General features: G+C 61.2%; 21 protein-coding genes. 16 read left to right on the plus strand and 5 right to left on the minus strand.

The window, feature by feature from the left end; genetic code table 11:
* Positions 1 to 21 precede the first annotated feature (21 nt).
* From RA29_RS11905 to RA29_RS11925, 5 genes are all read left to right on the plus strand, one after another.
* Entirely contained in the window at positions 22 to 1047 is a 1026-nt protein-coding gene (locus tag RA29_RS11905) for an iron ABC transporter permease (RefSeq protein ID WP_039686263.1), read from the plus strand.
* Between the two features lie 166 nt (positions 1048 to 1213).
* Positions 1214 to 3355 (plus strand): malate synthase G, encoded by a 2142-nt coding sequence (locus tag RA29_RS11910; protein WP_039687728.1) that lies wholly within the window; start codon positions 1214 to 1216, stop codon positions 3353 to 3355.
* Positions 3356 to 3459: 104 nt separating this feature from the next.
* Positions 3460 to 3885 (plus strand): heme-binding protein, encoded by a 426-nt coding sequence (locus RA29_RS11915; RefSeq protein WP_039686265.1) that lies wholly within the window; start codon positions 3460 to 3462, stop codon positions 3883 to 3885.
* Positions 3886 to 3996: 111 nt separating this feature from the next.
* On the plus strand, positions 3997 to 4776 hold the full coding sequence (locus RA29_RS11920) for a gamma-glutamyl-gamma-aminobutyrate hydrolase family protein (RefSeq protein WP_039686267.1): 780 nt from the start codon (positions 3997 to 3999) through the stop codon (positions 4774 to 4776).
* 35 nt (positions 4777 to 4811) lie between these two features.
* The gene (locus RA29_RS11925) at positions 4812 to 5378 is read left to right on the plus strand and encodes a transposase (protein ID WP_193743525.1); all 567 of its coding nucleotides are present in this window, start codon (positions 4812 to 4814) and stop codon (positions 5376 to 5378) included.
* A 34-nt stretch (positions 5379 to 5412) separates the two neighbouring features.
* Here RA29_RS11925 and RA29_RS11930 read toward each other — a convergent pair whose 3' ends face one another.
* Positions 5413 to 6180, minus strand: coding sequence for an SDR family NAD(P)-dependent oxidoreductase (locus RA29_RS11930; protein ID WP_241462600.1), 768 nt, complete (start codon positions 6178 to 6180; stop codon positions 5413 to 5415).
* A gap of 177 nt (positions 6181 to 6357) precedes the next feature.
* Between RA29_RS11930 and RA29_RS11935 the strand changes: the two genes are divergently transcribed.
* The 6 genes from RA29_RS11935 to RA29_RS21940 all read left to right on the plus strand — a co-directional run bounded on the left by RA29_RS11935 (position 6358) and on the right by RA29_RS21940 (position 13417).
* The gene (locus RA29_RS11935; RefSeq protein ID WP_039686270.1) at positions 6358 to 6810 is read left to right on the plus strand and encodes a methyltransferase; all 453 of its coding nucleotides are present in this window, start codon (positions 6358 to 6360) and stop codon (positions 6808 to 6810) included.
* Positions 6811 to 6956: 146 nt separating this feature from the next.
* Positions 6957 to 8531: a Re/Si-specific NAD(P)(+) transhydrogenase subunit alpha gene (locus tag RA29_RS11940; protein WP_039686272.1), complete on the plus strand. Its 1575-nt coding sequence runs from the start codon at positions 6957 to 6959 to the stop codon at positions 8529 to 8531.
* Between the two features lie 15 nt (positions 8532 to 8546).
* Complete coding sequence (locus RA29_RS11945) at positions 8547 to 10043, plus strand: NAD(P)(+) transhydrogenase (Re/Si-specific) subunit beta (RefSeq protein WP_039686274.1); 1497 nt, start codon at positions 8547 to 8549, stop codon at positions 10041 to 10043.
* Between the two features lie 287 nt (positions 10044 to 10330).
* Positions 10331 to 11086 (plus strand): hypothetical protein, encoded by a 756-nt coding sequence (locus tag RA29_RS21935; RefSeq protein ID WP_152613001.1) that lies wholly within the window; start codon positions 10331 to 10333, stop codon positions 11084 to 11086.
* A 119-nt stretch (positions 11087 to 11205) separates the two neighbouring features.
* Entirely contained in the window at positions 11206 to 12489 is a 1284-nt protein-coding gene (locus tag RA29_RS11955; RefSeq protein ID WP_039686276.1) for a DUF3422 domain-containing protein, read from the plus strand.
* 118 nt (positions 12490 to 12607) lie between these two features.
* Positions 12608 to 13417 (plus strand): transporter substrate-binding domain-containing protein, encoded by an 810-nt coding sequence (locus tag RA29_RS21940; protein WP_082029527.1) that lies wholly within the window; start codon positions 12608 to 12610, stop codon positions 13415 to 13417.
* A 20-nt stretch (positions 13418 to 13437) separates the two neighbouring features.
* On the opposite strand, the gene RA29_RS11965 is transcribed toward RA29_RS21940, so the two are convergent.
* The 3 genes from RA29_RS11965 to RA29_RS11975 form a co-directional block, all read right to left on the minus strand.
* Entirely contained in the window at positions 13438 to 14409 is a 972-nt protein-coding gene (locus RA29_RS11965) for an ABC transporter permease (protein WP_039686278.1), read from the minus strand.
* Complete coding sequence (locus RA29_RS11970) at positions 14402 to 15409, minus strand: ABC transporter permease (RefSeq protein WP_039686280.1); 1008 nt, start codon at positions 15407 to 15409, stop codon at positions 14402 to 14404. Before RA29_RS11970 ends, RA29_RS11965 begins: the two co-directional genes overlap by 8 nt.
* A gap of 88 nt (positions 15410 to 15497) precedes the next feature.
* Positions 15498 to 17195: a peptide ABC transporter substrate-binding protein gene (locus tag RA29_RS11975; protein WP_039687735.1), complete on the minus strand. Its 1698-nt coding sequence runs from the start codon at positions 17193 to 17195 to the stop codon at positions 15498 to 15500.
* A 294-nt stretch (positions 17196 to 17489) separates the two neighbouring features.
* On the opposite strand from RA29_RS11975, the gene RA29_RS11980 reads away from it, so the two are divergent.
* Entirely contained in the window at positions 17490 to 19322 is a 1833-nt protein-coding gene (locus RA29_RS11980; RefSeq protein ID WP_039687736.1) for an ABC transporter ATP-binding protein, read from the plus strand.
* Here RA29_RS11980 and RA29_RS11985 read toward each other — a convergent pair.
* Positions 19319 to 19765, minus strand: a complete 447-nt coding sequence (locus RA29_RS11985) for an HIT family protein (protein WP_039687737.1) — start codon at positions 19763 to 19765, stop codon at positions 19319 to 19321. The two genes, RA29_RS11980 and RA29_RS11985, sit on opposite strands and share 4 nt — an antisense overlap.
* Before the next feature lie 87 nt (positions 19766 to 19852).
* Between RA29_RS11985 and argE the strand changes: the two genes are divergently transcribed.
* The 4 genes from argE (at position 19853) to RA29_RS12005 (ending at position 24818) form a co-directional block, all read left to right on the plus strand.
* Positions 19853 to 21007 carry an acetylornithine deacetylase gene (argE, locus tag RA29_RS11990; RefSeq protein WP_039686282.1) on the plus strand — a complete coding sequence of 385 codons (1155 nt, stop codon included), beginning with the start codon at positions 19853 to 19855 and terminating at the stop codon, positions 21005 to 21007.
* 105 nt (positions 21008 to 21112) lie between these two features.
* Complete coding sequence (locus RA29_RS11995) at positions 21113 to 22456, plus strand: FAD-binding oxidoreductase (RefSeq protein WP_039686284.1); 1344 nt, start codon at positions 21113 to 21115, stop codon at positions 22454 to 22456.
* Positions 22457 to 22469: 13 nt separating this feature from the next.
* Positions 22470 to 23636 carry a M20 aminoacylase family protein gene (locus RA29_RS12000; RefSeq protein WP_039686286.1) on the plus strand — a complete coding sequence of 389 codons (1167 nt, stop codon included), beginning with the start codon at positions 22470 to 22472 and terminating at the stop codon, positions 23634 to 23636.
* Between the two features lie 15 nt (positions 23637 to 23651).
* Entirely contained in the window at positions 23652 to 24818 is a 1167-nt protein-coding gene (locus RA29_RS12005; protein WP_039686288.1) for a M20 aminoacylase family protein, read from the plus strand.
* Positions 24819 to 24868 lie beyond the last annotated feature (50 nt).

Raw genomic sequence — 24868 nt, forward strand, 5'->3', positions numbered from 1 at the left:
GACGTGGGTACTCCGGTTCCGATGCGGCGCAAGGGCGGCACCGTCGCCTTTGTCCTGTGCGGTCTGACCCTTTTGCTCGCGTCGCTGTCTTTTGCGATTTCCGTGGGTGCCGTTGCGGTGCCTGCGGGCACGGTGTGGGGTGTCTTTCTGAACCGGCTGTCGCCGGGGTTTGTCGAACAGACATGGTCACAGGGGCGGGAGGCGATTGTTTGGAACATCCGGTTTCCCCGCGCGCTTCTGGCGATGATGGTGGGGGCAGGGCTGGCGCTTGTCGGCGCGAGCCTGCAGGCTGTGACCCGCAATCCGCTGGCCGATCCGCATCTGCTGGGCATCTCATCCGGTGGTGCGTTTGGAGCTATTCTGGCGCTGTTGCACACGGGGCTGTTTCTGGGGCTGCTGACGGTCCCGCTTTTGGCCTTTGCGGGGGCTCTGGGCGCGACCGCTATCGTACTGGCCGTGTCGCGCTTTGCCGATGCGACAAGCGCGGACCGGTTGGTTCTGGCGGGGGTCGCCGTGTCGTTCATCGTGATGGCGGCGGCCAATGTGCTGATCTTTCTGGGCGATCCGCGCGCCACACACACGGTGGTCTTCTGGATGCTGGGGGGCTTGGGCCTCGCCCAGTGGGACCAGTTGATCTATCCGCTGGTCATCCTGTGTATTTGCGGCGCTTGGCTGGTGTCGCGGTCTGCTGCCTTGAATGCCATGACCGTGGGGGACGAGACTGCGTCGACCCTGGGCATTCCTGTTGCCCGGTTTCGCCTGGTTGTCTTTGTGGTGGGGGCGCTGATCACCGGCGTGATGGTCGCATTTTCCGGGATCATCGGGTTTGTCGGCTTGATGGTGCCGCATGTGGTGCGAATGCTGGTTGGCGGGGATTACCGCCGAGTTCTGCCAGGCTCGGCCCTTGTGGGCGCCATTCTGCTGCTCTGGGCCGACATCGCAGCACGCACCGTCATGGCACCGGAGGACATGCCGATTGGCATTGTGACCGGGCTGGTCGGCGGTGTCGGCTTTATCTGGATTTTGGCGCGCAAGCGCGGGGCATGACTGTCGGGTGAATTTGCCCACGGGCCGCTGGGTATGTGGCGGCGGATTTGGCACGTCTTTGCGTGATTGTGCATTTTGGTAAAAATCTTTGACCAATGATGTTTACGATAGGAAACTTATTCTCTAAGTCTTGCGCAAAGCTCTGTTTCAGGACCCGGAGACCCCAATGACAGCCTACGTAGACCGCAGCGATCTGAAGGTCGCAGACAGCCTTGCACAGTTCATCGAAACCGAAGCTTTGCCCGGCACAGGCGTAGCCTCGGCCGACTTCTGGGCGGGGTTTTCGGCACTGGTGCACGATCTGGGGCCCAAGAACCGCGATCTGCTGGCCAAGCGCGAGGACATACAGGCGCAGATTGATGCGTGGCATGTTGCGCATCGTAGCGAGGACCATGACGCGACCGCCTATCGCGCGTTTCTGGAAGAGATCGGCTATCTCGTGCCTGAGGGCCCGGATTTCGAGATCGAGACAGTCAATGTCGACCCCGAGATCGCCGCGACCCCCGGCGCGCAGCTTGTGGTGCCGATCATGAACGCGCGCTTTGCCCTGAATGCGGCAAATGCGCGGTGGGGGAACCTTTATGACGCGCTCTACGGCACGGATGCGCTGGGCGATTTGCCGAAGGCGGGCGGGTATGATCCGACGCGTGGGGCGCGCGTGATTGCGTGGGCCAAAGCGTTCCTGGACGACGCGCTGCCGCTGTCCGGCGGGAGCTGGGCCGATGTAACGGCGCTGTCCGTTGTTGATGGTGCTCTGGTGCTGCAAGGGGCAACACTGGCGGATGCGTCGCAATTTGTTGGCTACGGCGGGGATGAGGAGGCGCAGACCTATCTGTTCCGCAACAACCACCTGTCCATCGAGATTGTCGTGGACCGCAATGATGTGATTGGCGGCGATGATCCCGCGGGTATTGCGGCGGTGAACCTCGAATCCGCACTGTCCACGATCATGGATTGCGAGGACAGCGTGGCCGCTGTCGATGCCGAGGACAAGGTGCTCGCCTACGGCAATTGGCTGGGCCTGATGCGGGGCGATCTGGAAGAAAGCTTCGAGAAGGGCGGTAAGGTCATCACGCGCCGGATGGCCGGTGATAGAAGCTACACCGCGCCTGATGGGTCGGCTCTGACCATGAAGGGGCGCAGCCTGATGCTGGTCCGGAATGTCGGCCACCTGATGACAAACCCCGCCATTCACGACCGGGACGGCAATGAGGTGGGTGAGGGGCTGATGGATGCCATGATCACCACGCTTATCGCCATGCACGATCTGAAAAAGACCGACGGTTTGCGCAACTCGGTCTGCGGCTCGGTCTATGTGGTGAAGCCAAAGATGCACGGGCCGGAAGAGGTGGCCTTTGCCGATGAGATTTTTACCCGCGTGGAGAAGGTGCTGGGCCTGCCGGCCAACACGGTCAAGCTGGGCATCATGGATGAGGAGCGGCGCACGAGCGCCAACCTCAAGGAGTGTATCCGGGCGGCAAAGGCACGGGTTGCCTTTATCAATACTGGTTTCCTCGACCGGACGGGGGACGAGATTCATACCTCAATGGAGGCCGGGCCGATGGTGCCCAAGGGCGAGATGAAGGGGGCGGCCTGGATCGGCGCATACGAGGATCGCAATGTGGACATTGGGCTCGCTTGTGGGCTGAAGGACAAGGCCCAGATCGGCAAGGGGATGTGGGCGATGCCCGACCGCATGGCCGAGATGCTGGAGGCCAAGATCGGCCATCCGCAATCCGGTGCCACCTGCGCCTGGGTGCCGTCGCCCACTGCCGCCACGCTGCACGCCACGCATTACCACAAGGTCGATGTGCTGGCCCGTCAGGATGTGCTGAAAGCTGGCGGCGCGCGCGGCACGCTTGAGGACCTCTTGAGCATTCCAGTGGCCACGGGCCGCAATTTCTCTGACGCTGAGATTGCGCGGGAGCTGGAGAACAACGCGCAGGGCATCCTTGGCTATGTGGTGCGTTGGGTCGATGCGGGTGTGGGCTGTTCCAAGGTGCCGGACATCAATGACGTGGGTCTGATGGAAGACCGCGCCACCTGCCGTATTTCGGCGCAGGCGATGGCGAACTGGCTGCACCATGGTGTTGTGAGCGAGGATCAGGTGATGGCCGCCATGAAGAAGATGGCAGAGGTCGTGGACCGGCAGAATGCAGGGGATGCAAGCTATATTCCGATGGCGCCAGGCTATGGTGGCGTGGCGTTTCAGGCGGCCTGTGACCTGGTGCTGAAGGGGCGTGTGCAGCCCTCGGGCTATACTGAGCCGGTGCTGCATGAGCGCCGTTTGGAGTTCAAGGCCGCGTGAGCCGCCGGTTGAGAGTGCGGGCGTGAGGGGCCAGCCCTTCACACTCCCCGGGATTTTTTGAAACAGGGAAGAAGACCGGGTTCCGGTCTGTCAGGAGAAGACACATGGCAATTTCATTGCGCAAGGCGCGGACCATCATTCGCAAGGCTTTGGAGAAGGGCAGGGAGATGGAGTTGAAACCGCTCACTGTCGTCGTGCTGGATGCGGGCGGGCATGTGCAGGCCTGTGAGCGCGAGGATGGGGCAGCACCCGGTCGGTTCGCGATTGCGCAAGGCAAAGCCTATGGCGCGGTGATGCTGGGCATGGCGGGGACGGCGCAGATGGCGCGGGCGGAACAGCAGGCCTATTTCATGACGGCGGTGAACGGGGTTTACGGCGGGCAGGTGGTGCCGGTGCCGGGCGGCGTGCTTGTGCGCGACAGGAAGGGGGCCGTGATCGGCGCCGTGGGCGTCACCGGTGATACATCGGACAACGATGCTGCGGCGGCCGTGGCCGGGATCGAAGCGGCGGCCCTGACGGCGGAAATTTAGGCATCCGGCTCACCTGCGGCTTTTTGCACAGGGGCTTGCGCGCCCGTTCCTCTGGCCTGGGCGCGCTTGCATGGCTTATATCCTTTGAAACGCAGCGGCGCAGAGGAACATATGGCCCGTCCCATCATCGGTATCTTTTCGAACCATCACGTCATTCACGACAGCTACGAGGTGCAGGCGACGGGCCTGATCAACATCTCTGCCGTGGCGGATGTGGCCGAAGGCGTGCCCATGATGATCCCCTCCGAGCCGGACAGTGTGCGCGTCTCGGACCTTTTGGAGCACTGTGCGGGCTTTGTGTTCACTGGCGGACGGGCCAATGTGCATCCCGAGGAATATGGCGAGGAGCCGACCGAGGCGCATGGCTTTTTTGATCGCAACAGGGATCGATTGACCCTTCCGCTGATCCGGGCGTGCGTGGAGCGTGGACAGCCGATCCTTGGCATTTGCCGTGGTTTTCAGGAGGTGAATGTCGCGATGGGCGGGTCGCTCTACCCCGAAATCCGGGATCTGCCGGGGCGCGACAATCACCGGATGCCGCCCGATGGCACGCTGGAGGAAAAGTTCGCCCTGCGCCACGACGTGACTTTTTCCGAGAATGGTGTCTTTCATCAACTGATGGGCCGTCAGAGCGTGCCGACCAATACGTTGCACGGACAGGGCATCAAGACGCCTGGTCCGCGTGTGGTTGTCGACGGCCATGCGCCCGATGGCACGCCTGAAGCCATCTATGTCGACGGCGCGCCTGGATTTACCCTGTCGGTACAGTGGCATCCGGAATGGAAAGCCAAATGCGATCCCGTTTCCCGGCCGCTGTTCGAAGCCTTTGGGGCAGCCTGTCGCGACTGGGCTGACGGGGGTCGCGCGCGGCCTGTGCTCCGCTCGGCTTAAACGGGTGTTAACCATGGCGCGGGCACAGTCGTGCCATGCCTCGCTACATTCGCTCAGACCGCCCCGATGTTACCTATTTCTTCACTGTGCGTGCCGCGCGGCGCGGTACAGACCTGTTTGTCAGAGAAATTGACCCGCTGCGTGCGGCGGTGCGCAAGGCCAAGGATCAGCACCCGTTCGAGATTTCGGAAATCGTGGTTCTTGGGGATGTGATCCATACCCTGTGGCACCTGCCGCCCGGGGACGCCGACTTTTCCATCCGCTGGCGCATGATCAAAAGCCTGTTTTCACGCAGCGTCGATGCGCCGGCCGATGTTGCAGCACGCCGCTTGCGCCCAGGCGAGAAGGGGCTGTGGCAGCGGCGTTTCTGGGAACACGCCATTCGCGATGCGGACGATCTGGCTGCGCATCGGCACATGATTTGGACGGCGCCCGTGCAGGCGGGCCTGGTGAGCAGACCCGAGCAATGGGCGCATTCCTCGATCCACCGTGCCATAGCGCAAGGTCATTTTGTACCCGGAGGCCCGGTTGGGCCCGCTTACTTGCCCTTGAGTGGGCGCACGACACGTGCGCCTTACGCTGCTGGCGCGCAAGCTCGCTAGCGTGCGACAATCGTAAGGCGGATCCTGGTCCGCCTTAAGCGGTTTGCCCTCCTGCGATCTGAATGGCCTGTCCATTGATGCTGTGCGATCCCGGGCCCACCAGCCAAAGCGCTGCCGCGGCGACTTCGTCGGCATCGATCAGGCGCTTGTGGCGATTTGCGTCGATCATCAGTTGCCGTGCGTTTTCTTTGGTCATCCCTGTGCGCTGCGCGATGGTGTCTTGGTTCCGGTCGACAATCGGCGTGTCGACATAGCCCGGACAGAGCGCGTTGAAGGTATAGGGCTGCCCCATATACTCTTCGCTCAGCGACCGGATCAGGCCGATGAGCCCGTGTTTCGATGCGGAATAGGCCGCAGCGCCCGGCAGGCCGCGCAGACCTGCGATGGAGGATATGGCGATCACACGCCCCCAGTCCGTGTCGCGCATGCCCGGCAGGCACGCCTTGATCGTCAGGAACGCGCCGTCGAGGTTCGTGGCCATGATATTCCGCCAAAAGGACAGGTTGGTCTTGTGCACTGAGTGCCCCTCCGCGATGCCAGCATTGGGCACGCAGATCTGCACAGGGCCGCGTGCAGAGATGGCATTGGCCACGGTGTCATTAACCGAGGCTTCGTCGCGCACATCCATTGCGGCACCGTGTATCCCCGCACCTGATACGGCATCGAGGACGTCCTGACCTCGCCCGGTGATCGTGACCTTGGCCCCTTCATTGGCGAGCGCCCGCGCGATCGCGAGGCCGATACCCGTTCCGCCACCCGTCACCAGCGCATGTTTGCTTGTAAGCATTGCATCATCGGTCATGTCGCGCTCTCCACATTGTGCTTTTGTTGCGGCAGGTTGGGACGCCGTTGCCAAACGATCAATCAGAATGTGCCGATTAAGGTGGCCATTGGTCGCGGTCATACCGCGTGCCGTTGACACTGTCGCTGCCACCACTTTCTATCATATGACAATCAGGCGATCCGCTTTCATTTTACCATGACCAATCTGTTGCACATACCACCGGTTTGGCTCGCGATCTGCGTGTTCCTTGCATGGTGCCAGGGGCGGTATTTTCCGCTGGGTCTGAGCGTTGACCATCCTTTGACGCATATGATGGCGGGTATGATGATTGGTGCCGGTCTTTTGCTGATGGCGGCCGCCCTACTGGCGTTTTGGCGTCACAAGACCACGGTCATTCCGCACAAGACCCCGGACCGATTGATCACAAACGGTATCTTTGCGCGGACCCGAAACCCCATCTATCTTGGTGACGCCTTGCTGCTGGCAGGGCTCACCCTGCGCTTTGACGCGGTGCCGTCGCTTGTCCTGGTGCCGATCTTTGTCTGGTGGATCGAAAAGCACTTCATCGTGCCGGAAGAGGACCGGATGCGGCGCACCTTCAAGGCCGAATTTGCGCGCTACGAACAAAAAGTGCGCAGGTGGGTCTGAATTTTTGCAGATGTTACCTTAATGACGCAGGGGCGCTTCTTGTATCTTCGGTATGCCTTGGGTAGTGGACACCTTCAGGCGCTGCGCCACATAGCCTTTGGGTCTTGCCCGAAATTGACTGCCACGAACGGACGGGGGTTCTTCGAATGAAGATCGGAACACCAAAAGAGATATTTGAGGGAGAGCGCCGCGTTGCCATGACGCCCGAAAGCGCTGCGGCCCTGCAAAAGCTGGGCCATGAGTGTGTGGTCGAGACGGGCGCAGGGGCCGAGGCGGGCTTTGCCGATGCGGACTACAAGGCGGCAGGCGTCGAGGTGGTCAAGACCGCTGCGGCGCTTTGGAAAGCGGCTGATGTTGTGGCCAAGGTCCGTGTGCCCGACGCGACCGAGATGAAGCGGCTGCGCGAAGATCAGACGCTGATCTCCTTCTTCAGCCCTGTCGCGGATGAGGACAAGATGCAGGCGGCCGCCAAGAAAGGCGCGACCGTCATCGCAATGGAGATGATCCCCCGGATCAGCCGTGCCCAGAAGATGGACGCGCTGTCCTCCATGGCAAACATCGCGGGCTACCGTGCTGTGATCGAGGCTGGCAACAACTTTGGCCGTTTCTTTACTGGTCAGATTACCGCTGCGGGTAAGGTGCCGCCTGCCAAGGTGCTGGTTGTCGGTGCAGGCGTGGCGGGTCTGGCCGCGATCGGCACATCGACGTCGCTGGGCGCGATAACATACGCTTTTGACGTGCGCCCCGAAGTGGCGGAGCAGGTTGAATCGATGGGCGCCGAGTTCGTCTATCTTGATTTCGAAGAAGAGCAGCAGGACGGCGCGTCGTCTGGCGGCTATGCCTCTGTGTCGTCGCCGGAATTCCGCGAAGCTCAGCTGGCCAAGTTCCGTGAATTGGCGCCCGAGATGGACATCGTCATCACGACCGCTCTGATCCCAAACCGCGAGGCGCCGGAGCTGTGGACCGAGGATATGGTGAAGGCCATGAAGCCCGGCTCCGTCATCGTGGACCTTGCAGCTGAAAAGGGCGGCAACTGCAAGCTGACCGTGGCTGACGAGAAGATCGTGACAGAGAATGGTGTGACCATCATTGGCTACACCGACTTCCCCAGCCGGATGGCGACGCAATCTTCGAGCCTGTATGCCACCAACATCCGTCATCTGATGGCTGACCTGACGCCCGAAAAGGATGGTGTCATCAACCACGACATGGAAGACGACGTGATCCGGGGCGCGACCATTGCGCATGCCAAGGATGTCACCTTCCCACCGCCGCCGCCCAAGGTCGCAGCCATTGCGGCCGCACCCAAGAAGGACGCGCCAAAGGAGCTGACCGCCGAAGAGAAGAAGGCCAAGGAACTGGCCGACTTCAAGGCGCAGACCAAGAACCAGGTCACTTTGCTGGCCATCGGTGGTGCGTTGGTGCTGCTCGCAGGGCTTTACACGCCCGCAAGCTTCATGCAGCATTTCATCGTCTTTGTGCTGAGCGTGTTCATCGGCTTCCAGGTGATCTGGGGCGTCGCGCACAGCCTGCACACACCGCTCATGGCGGTGACAAACGCCATCTCATCCATCGTGATCCTTGGCGCACTCATCCAGATCGGATCGTCTTCGGGGGTCATCACCTTCCTGTCGATATTCGCGGTCTTCATGGCGGCCATCAACATTTTCGGTGGCTTCCTCGTGACACGGCGCATGCTCGCCATGTTCCAAAAATCGTAAGTAGGGGCGGGAACTATGGAACTCGGATTTACGACTGCCGCGTACGCTGTTGCGGCTGTTCTTTTCATCCTGTCGCTGGGCGGCTTGTCGGGCCAGGAAAGCGCGAAGCGAGCCGTCTGGTACGGTATCGCGGGCATGTTCATCGCCGTTGTGGCGACGCTGGTCGGTCCCGGCGCGGGCCTGTGGCTGCTGTCGCTGGTGCTGATCGCGGGCGGTGCTCTCGTTGGCTACCAGCTTGCGACCAAGGTCGAGATGACCCAGATGCCCGAGCTTGTGGCTGGTATGCACGCCCTTGTGGGTTTGGCTGCGGTCTTCATCGGCTTCAATGCGCACATCATGATCGGCTACGTGGACAACCATCTGGCCGAGAACGGAGCCGTTCTGGGTGGCGCTCTGGTCGATGGGCAATGGGTGCAATCGGTCGAGAAGTCGGTGCTGGAGCCGCTTTCGTCCTTCGGCCAGCTGATCGCCAAGAAGACGACGGTTGAGATCACCATCCTCAAGATCGAACTGGTGCTGGGCGTCTGGATTGGTGCGGTAACGTTCACCGGCTCCTACGTTGCCTGGGGCAAGCTGTCGGGCAAGGTTGACTCGGCCGCCACCAAGCTGCCCGGCGGGCACATGCTGAACGCGGCTGCGGCGGGTGCATCGCTGATCCTCGCCATCATCTACTTTGCCTCTGGCGGTTTGATCCCGCTGGTTCTGTTGACGTTGCTGGCGCTGTTCATCGGTTGGCACCTGATCATGGGCATCGGCGGCGCCGACATGCCGGTGGTGGTGTCGATGCTGAACAGCTATTCCGGCTGGGCCGCTGCGGCCATCGGCTTCTCGCTTGGTAACGACCTGCTGATCGTTGTGGGTGCGCTTGTGGGCTCCTCCGGTGCGATCCTGTCCTACATCATGTGTAAGGCGATGAACCGGTCCTTCATCAGCGTGATCCTGGGCGGCTTTGGTGGCCCCGCAGGCGAGCAGATGGCGGTCGAGGGTGAGCAGGTCGCCATTGAGGCGGACGGCGTGGCCACGGCCCTGAACGAGGCCGAAAGCGTCATCATCATCCCCGGTTACGGCATGGCTGTGGCGCAGGCCCAGCAGGGCGTGGCCGAACTGACCCGCAAGCTGCGCGCGGCGGGCAAGGAGGTGCGCTTTGCCATCCACCCCGTTGCGGGCCGTCTGCCCGGACACATGAACGTGCTTCTCGCCGAAGCCAAGGTGCCCTATGACATCGTGCTGGAGATGGACGAGATCAACGACGACTTTCCGGACACGGATGTGGCCATCGTGATCGGTTCCAATGATATCGTGAATCCCGCGGCACAGGACGATCCGAACAGCCCCATCGCCGGTATGCCGGTGCTGGAGTGCTGGAAGGCGAAACAAGTGTTCGTGTCCAAACGTGGCCAGGGCACAGGCTATTCGGGGATCGAGAACCCGCTGTTCTTCAAAGAGAACACCCGCATGTTCTATGGTGACGCAAAGGCCTCTATCGACAAACTGTTGCCCATGGTTGAGTGATCTGAACCGGTTGCTGGAATTGTGAAAGGGCGCCCTCGTTGGGCGCCCTTTTTGTTTTGGAGGTGTGCCTGACGCTATAGAGAGTCAGTTTTGCAACAGCGCGGCAAAGACCTGTTTGCTCATTCCCGAGTTATGTTGCTCCGAGCATCTCATCCCGCACATATCGTGGCATGGAAGTACGCCACAGATTCAAACACGCGGCAGCAACGGCTGAACAATCCGGTTTCGTATGCAAGATGACGCGCCATGTTGCGATGCATTTTAGGCGCTCGAACCGGCGTCTTGTGGTGACTTTTGACAACATGAAAAGCCGAGATGCCGTTGGGCAGCAGTTTCCATGGGGCTATCAATTTCTTGAAAAGATGGGTGTGTCCCATCTTGGCCTGATGATGTCACTCCGAAACGACTGGTTTCGCCATGCGGATGTGTGGGCATTTTTCGACTTGTTGCAGCAGCAGTGTTTTTTCGACCGCTTCGACGACGTGGTCTTCTATGGCAGTTCGATGGGTGGGTACGGTGCGCTGACATATTGCCGCGCAGTGCCGGGCGCACGGGTGGTTGCATTCATGCCGCAGACTCATCTGGATCAGACCGTGGTCCCGTTCGAGAACCGGTTTCGTCGCGCCTTTGAGCGGGGGCGTTGGAACGGGCGTTATGTCGATGGGGCCGATGGTGCGCAGAGTGCAGCGCAGGTTTACGTGCTTTATGATCCCTATCACGCCGAAGATGCCGCTCATGTTGCACGGCTTGCGCCTGAAAACCTGACACGTCTGCATTTGCCGTGGGCTGGGCATCAGGCGGGCCGTGTGCTTCACCTGCTGGGCGTATTGCCGACGGTGGTAGGGCAAGCCTTTGACGGAACACTGACCGAGGCGGGTTTTCGCGCGCAGGTTCGGGCGGCGAAGCGGTGCAAGCTGCATACGCGACTGTGTCTCACCGCCGCTGTTGAGCGCGGCCATGAGGCGTTGGTGGTACGCACGCCTAGAACGGTTGAAGCAATCGCATCCCACCTGGTGCTTCCCATCCGTCGAGACGAGCGTTGAATGCTACAGGTGACGCTGTATACTGTTGCATGCGCCTAACGCGCTGATTTAAAAACATAAATTTATTGGATATCGGTGGCATATGGGCTACCCTGCTCGACATCGGAATTGGAGCAGTCATGGCCCCCATCGAAGATCATCCGCTGCGGTACAAGCTGGCGAACGAGCTGCACGCGCGGCCCTTTCCGTCGATGCGCGCACCCTGTGCGGCGGCCTATGTGGCGTTCAAGCAGCAGGAAATGGCCGCGAACCGGGACAGGGCGCAGGATCTGGCGCATTTGCAGGCGCTGCTGGACCGTCACGGGGCACCGCATCCGCAGCCGGGGGCAACGCATTACTACGGTCAGATCGGGCGCCATTGGCTGAAATGGGAACAGCACACCGAATTCGTTACCTACACAATCTTTTCCGAAGGGGTGGAGGACCGCCCGTTTGATCCGCGCGCCTTTGATCCCTTCCCGCAAGACTGGTTGGAGGCCGCCCCCGGCCAACGGGTCACGTCGATCCTGATCCGGGTTGAGACGCGCCGCAAGGATGCCGAAATCCGCGAGTGCCTGAGCGAGTGGTTCGTGCCCGAGAGCCTTGCCGCCAGTTCGGTGCTGGACGATGCGGCGGTGATGGCCGGGGATTTCCGGATCGACCAGAACGGGCATATGCGCTTTGCCGTTTTCGCCTCTGAAGGGACCGGGCAGCGTCGGGTGGGCCGCATCGTGCAGCGGCTTTGCGAGATCGAGACATACAAGTCGATGTCGATGCTGGGCTTTGCCCGTGTGCGGTCCATGGGCGCGCAACTGACGGCGCTGGACACACGGCTGATTGAACTCGTTGAAACCATGTCGGGCGAGCGGTCCGAGGCGGAGACGACGCTGAAGGCGCTGTTGGAGATTTCGGCAGAGCTGGAGACACTGGCCGCGCAATCCTCCTTTCGCTTTGGCGCGACCTGGGCCTATGAGGCCATCGTGAACGAGCGGATCGAGGCGCTGCGCGAGGACCGGTATGAAGGGCGCCAGACCTTTGCCGAGTTCATGATGCGCCGCTATCAGCCTGCCATGCGCACGGTGCGGTCGGCCGAGGATCGGCTGGCTGCCATGTCCAGTCGGGGCGTCCGTGCCGCCAACCTGCTGCGGACCCGGGTGGATGTCGAACGATCTGCGCAAAACCAGGCGCTGTTGGAAAGCATGGACAAGCGGTCGGACTTGCAACTGCGCCTGCAGCGCACGGTCGAGGGGCTGTCGGTTGTCGCTATCAGCTACTACGCTGTGTCGTTGGCGGGATATATCCTTTATCCCCTGGAAGAGCCGACCGGACTGTCCAAGGGGTTCCTGACCGCCCTGGTGACGGTACCGGTGGTTTTGCTGGTTTGGGCGCTGATCCGACGTCTGCGTCGGGCGGTAGAAAAGTAGAGCCGCGCGAAAGCGTTGGCGAACACACCCGAATACTTGCCTTGGGGAAACGGTTTTTTAACCCTGTCTTCGCAACTGTTACAGCCGTGAGGTAAGCGGCACCTCGAACGTGAGGTGTATGGAGGGTCAGGTTATCGGGCGGTCGGAACATCGTGCTTTTGCAGGAATGCTGTGCTGCGCTTTTCTGTCTGTGCTGCTTGCTTTTGCCAGTGCGGCGCGGCTGCGGGCCGCGGAGGTTTCGGTTTGGATCTATCACAACTACCCGCCCTTCATCATCGACATGACTGGGGAACGTGGTCTGAGCTACGATCTTGCCCGGATGCTTGGCGATATGTCTGACGGTGCGTTCGACTTTCAGGTGATGGTATTGCCCCGCCAGCGGCTGAACCAAAGACTTGAGGCGGGGCAACCGGGATTGGTGATGTGGGCAAATCCGGCCTGGTTTGGCGACACTGGCCGCACAAGGTATCGTTGGACCACGCCCATTCTGAAAGATCGGAATGTCGTTATCTCACCCACGGATGTTGCGTTTGAGTATAGCGGTCCGCGTTCACTGACCGGTGCGATGCTTGTGGGCGTGCGTGGCCATCGCTATCAGGATGTCGACCGCCTTGTCGCTGGCAGGCTGGTGGACCGCATGGATGTGAGGTCAGAACGCAGTCTGGTTCAGTTTATCGCCAGCAACAGGGGGCGTGTCGCTATTGTGGCCGAGTCCGCGATGACCTATTACATTCAAAACCTTGGGTTGGGTGATGCCATTCATATCTCGGACCAACCCCATTCCAACTATCACCGTTACATCATGGTGCAGCCTGATTTGGAAGATGTACGCGACTTTCTGGAAGACGCAGTGCCGAAATTGATCGCGTCACGCGCGTGGCAGAAGATCATTTCCGACTACGGCCTGATCCGTCCGGACAGCCCGTAGTCGCGGTTTGAAACAATGGTCTAGCGCCCACGAATACGCGGATCGAGCGCATCACGCAGACCGTCGCCTAGGTAGTTCACCCCCAACACGGTGAGCGAGATCAGGATACCCGGCAGAACGACCCGCTCGGGGTACTGCTCCATCCGCTGCACTGCGTCCGCCAGCAGCTTGCCCCATGTCGGGAAGTCCGATGGGAAGCCCACGCCAAGAAAAGACAGCGCGCTTTCCGTGATGATAGCGGTTGCAAGGCCCAGTGTGGCTGACACCATGATGGGCGAGATCACATTGGGCAAAAGGTGCCGGCGGATGATCTTGCCCGATGTCGTGCCGATGGAACGTGCGGCCAAGATGAATTCCCGTTCCTTGAGGGCCAGAATATCGCCCCGCACGATCCGTGCGGTCTGCATCCAGGAGGTGAGGCCAACCACGGTTACGATCAGGATGAACATGCCGCCTTCGGGGCCGAAGTTTTGCCGGAGTGGTTCGCGAAACAGTGTCACCGCCACCAAGAGCAAGGGCAGGATGGGCAGCGACAGAACCAGATCGGTAAAGCGCATCAGCCAGAAGTCTAGCTTTTTGAAGTAGCCCGCCAGCACACCGATGGTCGTGCCGATGATAAGGGCCAGCAACATCGCCGCCCAGCCGACCGCCATGGAGGCCCGACCGCCTGCAATTAGATTTGCCATGATGCAGCGCCCGAGGTTGTCGGTTCCCAGGGGGCGAAACCAGCCCACCTTGGCCGAGCCGTCCCACAGCGCAACGTAGATGGGCCGCATGTCCTTGTTCCGGATGTCCAGCTTTTGCGGGTCCACCTGCCAGACATAAGGTCCAAGGATCACCGCGAGGGTAATGAACATAAGAAACCCACCGCCAAAGAGCGCGCCTTTGTGCCGTTTGAACTGGTCCCATACATCCTTCCACTGGCTGCGCGGGGCTTTGGGCGGTTCCTTGTCCTGGAGGGCCGCATAGGGGTCGAGGGCTTGATCAGTCATAGCGGATCCTCGGGTCCAGCACGCCGTAAAGCACGTCGGCGATCAGGTTGAAGAGCACGATCAGGATCGCGAAGATGAAGGTCAGCGTCATCACCATCGGCAGGTCACTGGCGAACAGCGCGGTGAGCAAAAGCTGCCCGATGCCGTTCACTTTGAACACGTTTTCGGTGATGATCGCGCCGCCGAAGATGGCGGGCACGCCTAGTGCGATAACCGTGACCACGGGGATCATCGAGTTGCGCAGCACGTGGACCATGACGACGACCCCTTCACGAAGGCCCTTGGCGCGGGCGGTGCGCACGTAGTCCTGGTTCAGGTTGTCCAGCATGGACGAGCGCATGTAACGGCTGATCTGGGCCGTCGTTTGCAGTGCAAGCACCATCACCGGCATGACCATCTGCATGAACTGCACTTTGAAGCTGGCCCAGTCACGCACCACATGGGTCGTGTCGTAAATCGACGGCAACCAACCCAGTTGCACCGAAAAGATCACGATCAGCAATGGTCCGGTGAAGAAGGGCGGGATCGAAAAGCCGATCATCGTGATGAATGTGCCGGACTGATCGAAGACGGAATATTGCTTGTAGGCGGAGTAGATGCCAATCGGCAGGGCGATCAGGATACCGACAATGTAAGACAGGCCAACCACCCAGAGCGTTTGCGGGATGCGCTGGACGACGATGTCCATCACCGGGCTGCGCGTCTGCCATGAGATGACCCGCTGTTTGCCTTCGGCAAAGGATGTGCCGAACCAGTGATCTATGAGCACCTGCGGCTCGATCCAGAAGAACTGCACAAGCCATTTCCAGTATTGCACAAGCGGCGGTTGACCCAGGCCAAGGGCGGCGCGCATGCGTTCCTTGACCTCTGGCGGAACGGTCAGGGGCACCTGGGCCATCGGGTCGCCGGGGGCGAGTTGCAGCAGCATGAAGATCGCAAGGCTGATCAGGATCAGCGTGGGGATCGACAGAAACAGTCTGCGGATCGTGAAGGTGAGCATGAATATGTGTCCGAACAGGTAAGGTGCGCTATGGTCGCGCACCTTACGATGTGGGGGTAGGGTGCGCCCTTACGGCGCACCGCTATGCTTACTCGGAGCGGCTCCAGTCCGCGATGTTCCAAAGCTCACTGTCCCAGGAGTTCATGCGAACGCCTTCCAGCGACGTTGCCTTGGCCGAGATGTCACCACGGTGGGTCAGCGGGATCATGGCACCATTGGACACGGCCATGTCGTTCAGCTGACGCCCGATGCTTGCACGCTCATCCAGGTCGGACGTCTGGGCCAGCGTGTTCCACAGCGCATCATACTCTTTCATGCAGAAGCGCGAGATGTTCTCACCCTGCCACTGGCTGGACGGGCTTGGGGCCTTGTCGCACAGCATGTTGGCCAGATACGCCTGCGGGTCGGTGCCCGAGAACGTGTTGGTGTACATCTCCACGTCTGCATAGAAGCGCTGGAACGTGTCCGGGCTTCCGGCGTCACCGCCGAAGAACACCGAAGCGTCGATGTTGCGCAGTTCCGTTTCGATGCCGATCTGGCTCCACCATTCCTTGATCAGCGCCTGATAGTCCTGGCGGATCGAGTTGGTCGATGTCTGGAACAGGATCGAGAGCGGCACGCCATCCTTTTCGCGCACGCCGTCGCCATCTGTGTCGACGATGCCTGCCTCATCGAGCATTGCATTGGCGGCGTCGATATCCTGCGTGTCGCAGGTGAACGTGTCGGAGTTGTATGCCGCAGGGGCGGGCACCCAGTTGCAGGTCACCTGACCGCCAGCGCCATAGCCGATCTCGGCCAGCAGCACACGGTCGACGGCCAGCGACATGGCGTTATACACCGCCGGATCCTGCAGGAAAGGGTGCGGGCGGATCACGGCGCGCTCATCTGGGCCAAGCGCCGGGTCCGGGTTTGTGTTGTTCAGCATGATCCGCTCGACCGAGGGGCCGAAACTGGTCATCAGCTCACCGCGACCGGAGCCTTCCATCTCGGCCAGCACATCGGGTGCGACCTGCAGGTTCCAGGCATAGTCGAATTCGCCGGTTTCCAGCACGGCGCGCGCGGCACCGATGGCATCACCGCCGCCTTTGAAATTGATGCTGGCAAAGGCAGGCTTGGCCGGGTCGCGGTAGTTCGGGTTCGCCTCAAGCGTGATCACGTCGTTGGGGCGGAAGTCGGTGACGACAAACGCGCCTGTGCCGATCGGGTTGAAGTTCTGTTCGGTGCAGGTCGGGGCCGCCGGGCCGATACAGTCGGCAAATTGCGCGGCCTGAATGATCGGGCTTTCCGCGCCACCAAAGGCTGCAAACGGGTAGGGGGTCGGTGCATCAAAGGTGATGACCACGGTCAGGTCGTCTGGCGTCTCGATGCTGGAGATGCCTTCGAACTTGGTGATCTGGGCACAGCCGGCTTCCGGGTGCGTGCAATATTCGTAGGTGAACTTAACGTCCGCCGAGGTAAATGCCGTGCCATCCGACCACAGGATGCCGGGCGTCAGCTTCCATGTGATCGTCGTCAGATCTTCGGAGATGCCGCCGTTCTCGACTGTCGGAATCTCTTCGACCAGCCAGGGCTGGATGGCGCCGGTTTCGTCAAAGCGGGTCAGCGGCTCAATGACCATGGACGAGGCTTCGATCTCTTTGGTGCCGCCGGACAGGAACGGGTTCATCGTCGATGGCGCTTGCCAGTAGATGATGCGCAGCGCGCCGTCCGAGCCACGCTCGGCAAAGGCGGCGGGGGCCAGCGCGGTCGCGGCCACAGCACCCATCAAAACGGTTTTAAGGGACATGTCATACTCCTTGTTGGACCGCAGGTTTGTCCTGCGCGTCAGTTTCGCACCACGCAGAACGCGGCGCAGGTCCAGCCAGGGGGGATGACAGAAACACATGTTAACCCACGGTTTCCCCGTGGTTTTTACTCTTGGCCCCCCAAGCGCACGACAATATCGAAACAGCTTTTGTCGAAAATGCAAGCGTTGCGTGCAGTCAACGAACAATTTCGTAGGTCAATGTTTGACAGTGCCTGTCCCTTCGCCCACTGTTTGGAAAATTCGAGCCGCAAAGGCTCAATCGCGGGGATAAAAATGCTGGATCAGACTGAAACGTCGCCGATTGCCAACATCCAGAATCTGCGGGTCGAATTTCAGACCAAGGATGGGCCTGTTGTGGGGGTTGAGGACGTCTCATTCGTTGTCAATGCCGGAGAAACGGTGTGCGTCGTGGGGGAATCCGGGTCCGGCAAATCCGTGTCCTCCCTGTCGCTGATGCGTTTGGTCGAGTTTGGCGGGGGCGAGATCGCCGGTGGCAGTCTGGTATTTGACCGCAAGGATGCCGATGCCGTCGATCTGGCTGCGACGGACCAGGAATTGATGCGGACCATTCGTGGCAATGAGATCGGCATGATCTTTCAGGAGCCGATGACCGCGCTGAACCCGGTCTTTACCGTCGGGCGTCAGTTGACCGAAGGCCTTCGACTGCACAAGGGGCTGAGCAAGGCGCAGGCCGAAGAACGTGCGCTGTCGCTTTTGCAGCAGGTCCGCATCCCCGAGCCACAGCGCCGGATGAAGCAGTTTCCGCACGAGCTGTCGGGCGGCATGCGCCAGCGTGTGGTGATCGCCATGGCGCTGGCCTGTGAGCCGCGTCTGCTGATCGCGGATGAACCGACCACGGCCCTTGATGTGACCATTCAAGCCGAGATCCTGGCCCTGATGGACCGCCTGAAACGCGAAACCGGTACGGCTGTGATGTTCATCACACACGACATGGCCGTTGTCGCGCAAATGGCGGATCGGGTCGTCGTCATGTTCCGCGGCAACAAGGTCGAAGAGGGCCCGGTCGCAGAGATTTTCGAGAACCCGCAGCACCCCTATACCAAGGCGCTTCTGGCAGCGGTGCCCAAGCTGGGGGAAATGCGCGGCAAGGCGCATCCCGAACCCATGAAGTTGCTGGGGCGCGACCAGGGCAAGATCGCACCGATCCCCGGAACCGAGGAGAAGCTGCTCGAAGTGCGTAACCTGACCACGCGCTTTCCTGTCAAGGGCGGCTTTTTTCGCAGGACCGTTGCCAATGTCCACGCGGTCGAGGATGTGTCCTTTACCCTGAACAAGGGCCAGACGCTCAGCCTTGTGGGCGAGTCGGGATGCGGCAAGTCATCTGCCGGGCGTTCCATCCTGCGACTGGTCGAGCCGCAGTCGGGCGAGATTGTTCTGGATGGTCGTGACATCATGGCGTTGAACGAGCGTGATCTGCGGGACGCGCGCCAGGACATGCAGATGATTTTTCAGGATCCGTTTGCGTCCCTCAACCCGCAGATGCAACTGGCCGATCAGGTTGCCGAGCCCATGCAGAACTACGGCATGTTCCAGGGCGACGAGGGCAGGAAGCGGGTCGAGATGCTGTTTGACCGTGTGGAGTTGCCGCGCAGCTTCATGCGCCGCTATCCGCACGAGTTGTCGGGCGGCCAACGTCAACGGGTTGCCATCGCCCGCGCGCTGGCCCTGAACCCCAAGCTGATCATCGCGGACGAGGCCGTATCGGCCCTCGACGTGTCGGTGCAGGCGCAAGTTCTGAATCTGATGATGGAATTGCAGGCAGAGATGGGCCTGTCGTTCCTGTTCATCTCCCACGATATGGCTGTGGTGGAACGTGTCAGCCACCATGTGGGCGTCATGTATCTGGGCCGCATCGTCGAAATGGGACCACGTGCCCGCGTCTTTGAGAACCCGCAGCACCCTTATACCCAGGCGTTGATGAAGGCGGTGCCCATCGCCGATCCGCGCCAGCGCAAGGCCGAGAAGGACCTGAATTTCAAACCGATCCCGTCACCGATCCATCCGATTGATTACGTACCGGCTCCGTCGGAATACAGGGAGGTCGAGCCCGGGCATTTGGTACTCACGACCGACAGCGGTTACTAGCCACCCCGGAGCCTGGCCGCATCCGCGTCCAGATCCGCGCGGGAGCGCAAGGGCACGGCGTCATGCGCGATGCGGAACCCGGTGTCAGTGTGCACGATGTGCTTGGCGGACATGATGTCGCCACTGTCCCGCAGCGGCACAACGTTCAGATGCGCATGGGGTACACCGAACCCGTGCACCACATAGCCCACGCGCTTCGGCGCATAGACCTGCATCATCCGACGACCCAACCGCTGACCGACGACCATGATATGTGCTGCCAGATCGTCCGGCATGTCGGTGAAGTGGTCGATATGCTCCAGTGGGATCACCATGAACTCGCCAGGATGCAAAGGCCGCAGGTTCATAAAGGCCATGCACCTGTCATCGCGGTACACCACACTGGCGGGCGCCTCGCCCGATATGATCGCGCAGAACACGCATTGGGCGCTCTCATGCTTCATATTGCTTCTCTGTCGTGTCTTCTGCGTTTTGCGCTGGAGGTGGTGCATCACTAGGCCTAAGCTGAACAGGCTTCAAACGGGATCCATATGACACGCAAGATGACGCCGCTTGAGCTCATGACGCAGCTCATCAGTTTTCCGACCGTGAGCCGGGACACGAACCTGCCGCTCGTGGATTGGGTCGAAGAGTACCTGAACGGCCACGGCATCACAGCACACCGTTACTATCATCCGGACCAGCCCAAGGCCGCCCTTTTTGCGCATGTCGGGCCGGAGATTGAGGGCGCGGTCGTGCTGTCTGGTCACACGGATGTCGTGCCCGTCGATGGGCAGCCGTGGGACACCGACCCGTTCACGGTGACCGAGAAGGACGGCAAGTATTTCGGGCGCGGCACCTGCGATATGAAAGGGTTCGATGCGCTGGCCATCTGGGCGCTCGTCGAAGCGCACTACGCTGGCAAGCCCATGCAGCTTGCGCTCAGCTTTGACGAAGAGATCGGGTGTCTTGGCGCGCCGCCCATGATCGCGGCGATGCAGGGTGTCGTGCCCAAGGGCGGCCCGGTCATTGTCGGCGAGCCGTCGATGATGAAAGCGGTCACCGGACACAAGGGCGGGCAGGGGTTCGACACTCATGTCGTTGGGTTCGAGGTACACTCGTCCCTACTGCCGCAGGGGGTCAGTGCGATTCTCGAAGGGGCCAAGATCATTGATTTTGCCAACCACCGGAATGCCGAAAACAGGGCCGCCACGCCATCCGCGTTGGCGGCAATGTTCGATCCGCCTTTCACCACCTGGCATGTGGGGCAGGTCGCGGGCGGTACGGCGCACAACATCACGGCCAAGGATTGCCGCTTCTCCATGGATTTCAGGGCCGTGCCAGGCGACGACGTGGTGGCCTTGAAAGAGGCGTATCTGGCCCATGTAGCCGAGATCGAACGCGGCATGCAGGCGGTGCATCCCGACACCCGGATCGACATTGATGTCCGGTTCGAAGTGCCGCCGCTCACGCCAGAGAAGGACGGCGCGGCCGAAGGCCTCGTGCGGTCGATCACCGGGGACAATGGCACCCATGTTGTAAGCTACGGCACCGAAGCCGGTCAGTTCCAAGCGGCGGGCTACTCCGCAGTCGTTTGTGGACCGGGAAACATTGCGCAAGCACATCAGCCCAACGAATACATCTCGGTCGCGCAATTTGAGGCGGGCCATGCTTTCATGCGTGATCTGGTGGCGCGCGTTGCGTAGCGGGTCGTTTTGTGACATACAAAACGTCTGGAAACCGGCGCGGTTTCCAGGACGTCGCGGCTTTCCGCGTCGGAAAGCTGACGCAAACCGCGTCGGTTTGCGGTGATGGCCTTTCCCATCCATGATGCCACGCCCGTCACGTGGCCCGGCCCGCCGCCCGCCACAGCGGATGTGGTTGTGATCGGTGGTGGCGTCATTGGCGTCTGCACCGCTCTCTATCTTGCCGAAGCGGGGCATTCCGTCGTTCTGCTGGAAAAAGGACGGATCGCGGGAGAGCAATCCAGTCGCAATTGGGGCTGGATCCGGCAGCAGGGGCGTGATCCGGACGAATTGCCGATTATGGTCGAGGCGAATGCGCTATGGCGTGATCTGGCGCAGCGGACAAATGTGGACATCGGTCTGACACAGGGCGGTGTGACCTATCTGGCCAAAACCCAGGACGAAATCGCCCGCTATGCCGCGTGGCTGCCCCATGCGCAGGCGCATGGTGTGGACAGTCGCCTTTTGAGCACACCGCAGATCGCTGATCTGATCCCCGGACTAAGCCGACCCTACGCGGGTGCGCTCTATACGGCATCGGATATGCGGGCCGAACCATGGGTTGCCGTGCCTGCCCTTGCGGGTGTCGCGGCCCGCGCCGGGGCAACGGTGGTCGAGAACTGTGCGGTCCGTGCGCTCGACATCGAAGGCGGGCGCATCGCCGGCGTGGTCACCGAGGCGGGGCAGATCAAGTCGTCACAGGTGGTACTGGCGGGCGGTGCTTGGTCATCGCTGTTGCTGCGTCGCCATGGCATTGCGCTGCCACAGTTGTCGGTGCGTGCGACAGTTGCCGCGACCGAGCCGATGCCGATGGTCTACCCCGGCGGCGCCGCAGATGATCGCATTGCCTTTCGCATGCGAAAGGATGGGGGGTATTCGCTTGCGGCGGGCGGCTTTCACGAACTCTTCATCGGACCGGACGCATTTCGGGCCTTGCCCAAGTACCTGACGCAATTGCGCGCCGATCCCTTCGGCACCCGTTTTATGATCAAGGCCCCCAAGGGCTACCCCGACGCTTGGTCCACGCCGCGCACATGGGACGCCGATGGCCCAAGCCCATTCGAGGCGATGCGCATCCTCAATCCAGCCCCCAACAGGCGGAAAGTCGATCAATTGACGCGCGACTTTCACGAAATATTGCCTGGGCTTGGGCCTGTGCGGATCAAAACCGCATGGGCCGGGATGATCGACACGATGCCCGATGTCGTGCCCGTTGTTGACCGCGTAGACGCGCTGCCCGGCCTGACCGTTGGCACCGGAATGAGCGGTCACGGATTTGGCATCGGGCCCGGGATGGGAAAGGTGCTGGCCGCTGTGGTCTCTGGCAACGATCCGAGCCATGATCTGACACGGTTCCGCCTGAGCCGTTTCTCCGATGGCAGCAAGATGCGCCTCGGCCCCTCTGTCTGACAGGATCTGCCCTATGCCCATCAAGAACCGACTTGCCGAAACCCATGCCGAGATCACCGGCTGGCGCCGCCACTTGCACGCCCATCCCGAACTGGATTTCGATGTGCATAAGACGGCCGCCTTCGTAGTCGAACGGCTGCGCGAGTTTGGCGTTGACGACATCACCACGGGCATCGGCAAAACCGGTGTGGTCGCCGTGATCAAGGGCAAGACCGACACGAAAGGGCGCGTGGTTGGACTGCGCGCCGACATGGATGCGCTGCCGATTGAGGAGGCGACGGGGCTCGACTATGCCTCAAAATATCCCGGCAAGATGCACGCTTGCGGCCACGACGGGCATACGTCGATCCTGTTGGGCGCCGCGCAGTACTTGGCCGAGACGCGCAATTTCGACGGCACTGTGGTGCTGGCCTTCCAACCCGCCGAAGAGGGCGGTGGCGGTGGCCGTGAGATGGTCAATGACGGGTTGATCGAGCGCTGGGGCATTCAGGAGGTGTACGGCCTGCACAACATGCCCGGTCTGCCCACAGGGCAGTTTGCCATCCGGTCCGGCGCACTTCTGGCCGCGGCCGATGAGTTCAAGCTGACCGTCACCGGCAAAGGCGGGCATGCAGCCGCGCCGCACCAGGCCATCGACCCCAATGTGGCTGCGGCGCATATCATCCTCGGCCTGCAAAGCATCACGAGCCGGAACGTGGACCCGCTTGCCTCTGCGGTCGTGTCCGTCTGTGCGCTGCATTCCGACATCGACACGCACAACATCATTCCACATGTCACCCGCATGACCGGTACGGTCCGTGCTCTTGACCCAGAGGTGCGCGACTATGTCGAAGCACGGGTGAAGGAGATCGCGACGGCAATGGCACAGGCCCACCAATGCGAGATCGACGTGGACTATACCGTCGGCTACCCCGCGACCATCAATCACGAAAAGCACACCGAATACGCCGCCGCCGCTGCACGTGCTGTTGCAGGCGATGTAATCACCGATATTCCGCCGATCATGGCGGCCGAGGACTTCTCGTTCATGTTGAATGCCTGTCCGGGGGCCTACATCATGCTGGGCAATGGGGACGGGCCGATGGTCCACCACCCCGAATACCAGTTTGACGACGACGCGATCCCTGCCGGGGCAAGCTGGTTCGTCGAACTGGTCGAACAGCGGATGCCCGCGCAGTAACCACAGGATTTACGCATGCCCATCAAGAACCGTTTTGCCGAAATGCACGCCGACATCACCGCGTGGCGGCGCGACATCCACCAGCACCCCGAGATCCTGTTCGACACCCATCGCACCAGCGCGCTGGTGGCCGAAAAGTTGCGCGCCTTTGGTTGCGACGAGGTGGTCGAGGGGATTGGCCGCACGGGCGTTGTCGGCGTGATCAAGGGCAAGGCCAGCGGATCGGGCAAGGTCATTGGCCTGCGCGCAGACATGGACGCGCTGCCGATCCATGAACAGACGGGCTTGGACTATGCCTCGAAGACGCCGGATGCCATGCACGCTTGCGGTCATGACGGGCACACCGCGATGCTGCTGGGTGCGGCCCAATACCTAGCCGAGACGCGGAATTTCGACGGCACGGTCGTTGTGATCTTTCAGCCCGCCGAAGAGGGCGGCGGCGGTGGTCGCGAGATGTGCAATGACGGCATGATGGACCGATGGGGCATTCACGAAGTCTATGGCATGCACAATTGGCCGGGGCGGCCCGTGGGTGAATTCTCTATCCGGTCGGGGCCGTTCTTTGCCGCCACCGATCTGCTGGAGATCGAATTCGAGGGGTTGGGCGGTCACGCTGCCAAGCCACAGGAAACGATTGATACCACGCTGATGGCATCGCACGCGGTGACCATGCTGCAATCCATCGTCAGTCGGAATGCCGATCCCATCGACCGGATCGTGGTGTCGATCACGGCGTTTGAGACCTCATCCAAGGCGTTCAATGTGATCCCGCAGAAGGTGCAGATCATGGGCACGGTCCGGACCATGAGCGCTGAGGCACGCGATCTGGCCGAAAAGCGCGTGGTTGAGATTTGCGAGGGCGTTGCCAACACCTTTGGCGGGGTGGCGCGTGTGAACTACAACCGGAACTATCCGGTGATGGTGAACCACGACGAACAGACCGAATTTGCGGCCGAGGTCGCCCGGTCTGTGTCCGGTCAATGCGAGGAAGCACCGCTGGTGATGGGGGGCGAGGATTTCGCTTTCATGCTCGAAGAGCGCCCCGGGGCCTACATCCTCGTAGGCAATGGTGACACGGCGATGGTCCATCACCCGGAATACAACTTCAATGACGAGGCAATTCCGGCGGGTTGTTCTTGGTGGGCCGGGATCGTTGAACAGCGGCTTCCCTTGGTGTCGTGACGGTCGGGTGACGCTCCTGCCGGTGGCAGATCGCCCCACCCACCGTCCCG

The sequence above is a fragment of the Tateyamaria sp. ANG-S1 genome (assembly GCF_000814025.1).
Classification (GTDB): domain Bacteria; phylum Pseudomonadota; class Alphaproteobacteria; order Rhodobacterales; family Rhodobacteraceae; genus Tateyamaria.